The sequence below is a fragment of the Sulfurovum sp. genome, assembly GCF_041562805.1.
Taxonomy (GTDB): domain Bacteria; phylum Campylobacterota; class Campylobacteria; order Campylobacterales; family Sulfurovaceae; genus Sulfurovum.
In genome coordinates this window covers 1-2996 of record NZ_JBFFOH010000228.1, presented here as the reverse complement: position 1 = coordinate 2996, position 2996 = coordinate 1, and the positions used below count along the sequence as shown (strand labels likewise).

The 2996-nt window shown below is 31.0% G+C and carries 4 protein-coding genes; 1 reads left to right on the top strand and 3 read right to left on the bottom strand.

Going from position 1 to position 2996, the window contains the following annotated elements:
- Positions 1 to 25: 25 nt before the first annotated feature.
- The 3 genes from ABYK33_RS15025 to ABYK33_RS15015 form a co-directional block, all read right to left on the bottom strand.
- Positions 26 to 685 carry a hypothetical protein gene (locus tag ABYK33_RS15025; protein WP_373034127.1) on the bottom strand — a complete coding sequence of 220 codons (660 nt, stop codon included), beginning with the start codon at positions 683 to 685 and terminating at the stop codon, positions 26 to 28.
- A gap of 1 nt (position 686) precedes the next feature.
- Positions 687 to 1130, bottom strand: coding sequence for a hypothetical protein (locus ABYK33_RS15020; RefSeq protein ID WP_373034126.1), 444 nt, complete (start codon positions 1128 to 1130; stop codon positions 687 to 689).
- Between the two features lie 115 nt (positions 1131 to 1245).
- Complete coding sequence (locus ABYK33_RS15015) at positions 1246 to 1686, bottom strand: hypothetical protein (RefSeq protein ID WP_373034125.1); 441 nt, start codon at positions 1684 to 1686, stop codon at positions 1246 to 1248.
- Positions 1687 to 1899: 213 nt separating this feature from the next.
- Here ABYK33_RS15015 and ABYK33_RS15010 point away from each other — a divergent pair, with 213 nt between their 5' ends.
- Positions 1900 to 2976 carry a GGDEF domain-containing protein gene (locus tag ABYK33_RS15010; RefSeq protein ID WP_373034123.1) on the top strand — a complete coding sequence of 359 codons (1077 nt, stop codon included), beginning with the start codon at positions 1900 to 1902 and terminating at the stop codon, positions 2974 to 2976.
- Positions 2977 to 2996: the final 20 nt, after the last annotated feature.

Genomic DNA, 2996 nt, shown 5'->3' with positions numbered 1-2996 from the left:
TAAGCAATGACAGAATCCTGTATTGTTAAGTATCTTTTTCCACAATGTCAGTATCTACCACTTCAACATCATTCTCATTATTGGATGTATTATTTGAAATACCCATCTGTGGAAGTTGATGTAATTTTGTCAATGTAAAATATTCTTTTTCCAATTCCAACTCTTTTACATTCTCTTTTAGTGTGTCTATTTCCAGTCTTTTAGGTTCTAGTACTTCAAGGCAGTTAATACGCTCTAGTTCGTGAGTAAGATGTATGAGTTCCAACTCTTCGATCTCATCTTCTACTTTTTGTAGTTCTCTTGTTTTGACTTTAAGTCGTTTTGTGTACTTCGTTTTACCCAGAACATCTTTATACTCTGTATTGAGTTCTTCTATAGCATGGAGTTTTTTCATAAAGTCATTCTGCAGTCGTTCCAACAGTCTAGTCTCTATAGCTAACTCTTGTTCTACTGCTAAGAGTAATGTTTCTTCTTTTTCCTTGTCATATACTATTTTTTCTATGCTGTTTAATAGTTTTTCTATCTCTATTTTGTACCTGCTTATACCCTCCGCATAAACAAGGATACCTTGTTTATAATAGTTGTCTATTTCGTTGATGATCGCTGGTATATTTGTACCTTTAGATACTGTGTCGATAAGTGCTTTGTGTATATTTTCGCTTATTTGTTCTTTATTATCTTTCATTTTATGAACCTAAATTTACACGTTTGAGCTGTTGATCTCTTTTATTTTTATACTCTTTTAGTTTTGCTACTACCTGATTTTTAGTACCATCATTTATTTTCTCCTCCAGTGTAGTGATAGTGTGCTGAAATTCTAAAAGTCTTTTTTCATCTGTATGGTTTTTTTGTGTCTGTTTGTATTCATATTCTGCATAAGTTTGACGTAAAAACTTTATTTTTTCTTCCTGCTCAATGATAAGTGTATTTTTATCTTTAAGGGTTTTTCTCTGTTTTAGAATGCTATAAACTAAAACCGATATCATAAAGAGAATAACAAGACCCATAGGTATAATGTACATTATAGGTAAAGTGACCATATTTTCATTTTCTACAGAAGCTTCTAACATACTTGACCCTGCCAGAAACAAACTCATTTTTAAAACTATTTTATTTCTTCTATTCATCATCTTATAATCTCCTGTATTGGATCCTATATAATTGTATCAAAAGTTTTTGTGTGTTTTATAATGGAAGAGAGATTCTAGGATAGAATCTCATTAAAGTATAAGAAGAATAAAAATCTTACCCGACTAACAAGGAATTCTTTTTTGCTACATCACGCAGATTTTGTAATGTCTTTGTGTCTAAAGATTTCTGTTTAATTTTAGAAACCATAGCAATCAAGTGATCATATGAATCAAAATGTATATTTTGTCTTTGAAGTGCTACCGTACTCATATACTCTAAAACTTCTTCTCGACTGACTATGGCACATTCATCTACTAAATTTTGAAGCATCATTGCCAATAACCCTTCATTTTCATCTGAAAAGTTATTTGACATCTCCTCAGCAGCATCTTCATCAATCCCCCTATTATATAGAATAGAAGCTATACTCGCTGTAATTGTCTGATTTGTTGTTTGTGTCTTCGTAACACGATTTACTGTTGTGTTTGCAATCAGTGGATTTAATGCCAAACCAGAGATGATCAAAGTAATACTGATAAAATTGTGTTTTTTCATTTTTAAATCCTTTTATATATCATATATTAATAAGGTTAACGGATATATACCCTATTCCTTTAAATTTTGATCTACAAACAACATTATTTTACTTTAAATGACATTTTTCTGACATTCTTACACTATAGTTATATCGTTAAAAATATTAATAAGAAAAAATAGTTGAAAGGAGAATTGAATGATGGTATCTATTCATAAAACGTTGCATACTGAATGAATCTAAACAATTTTCTAAACAGTGGATTTAAATTTAGAGAAGATGAAGACCTTCTCCAATTCAAATTTAAAATGCTTAACTCTATTTTTCCTATCATCGCTTTTTTTGCTGCTCTTTTTGGGCTAATGAGTGACTTAGCGGTACATGACCTTGGACCTATCCACTCTAAAGTGAATTATGTATACAGTTTTCTTACTCTCCTCCTTATTTTCTTTCTAAGACAGTCTAAAGAAAATTATGAAAAAGCAGCCCAATTGCTACTGTTGATTTCCTTTGCAACATTTACTTCAGCACTTATCTTTGTGACTCAAAATGAGTTTAGGATCATATGGTTTTATCTTTTGATTTTAGGTGCTTATATGCTTAAAGATAGTAAAAGTGGGATATTTTATACTGTAGCTACTGTTGGTATTATTCTAGCCGCAAACTTTTTTGTAGACTTACAGCTTTCTCAAAAAGCCATAAACGCCAGTATTTTAGGTCTAATGATAGGTAGTTTTTTATCACTTATATATACCAATAAAATTACAGATTATGAAAATAGTTTAAAAGAACAAAACAGTACGCTAAGTATCTTGGCATCTACAGATTATTTAACCGGTATCATGAATAGACGTCTCTTTAACGAAATCTCTAAACATTACTTCCAAACAGCACAAAGAGATAATTTGAATTTAACACTTTTACTGCTTGACCTAGATCATTTTAAAAGTATCAATGATTCCTATGGTCATCAAAGTGGAGATCAGGTATTGATACATTTTGTTAAGATCATAGAAAAAACCATAAGAAAAAGTGATATATTTGCACGCATCGGTGGAGAAGAATTTGCCATACTTCTATCTCAAACAGATTATGACACTGCTTATGATTTTGCTGAAAAGATCCGGACAGAGATTGAAAATATGACTGTACAATATGAAGGCAAAGAAATTTCTGTAACCACCTCAATCGGTATCAGTAAAAATAGTAAAACCGATAATTCATTTGATGATATGTTCACTCGCGCTGACCAGGCGATGTACCAAGCAAAGAAGGCAGGTCGTAACCAAACATGTTACATTCGATTATAAAAGAATAAAAATATTTCTAT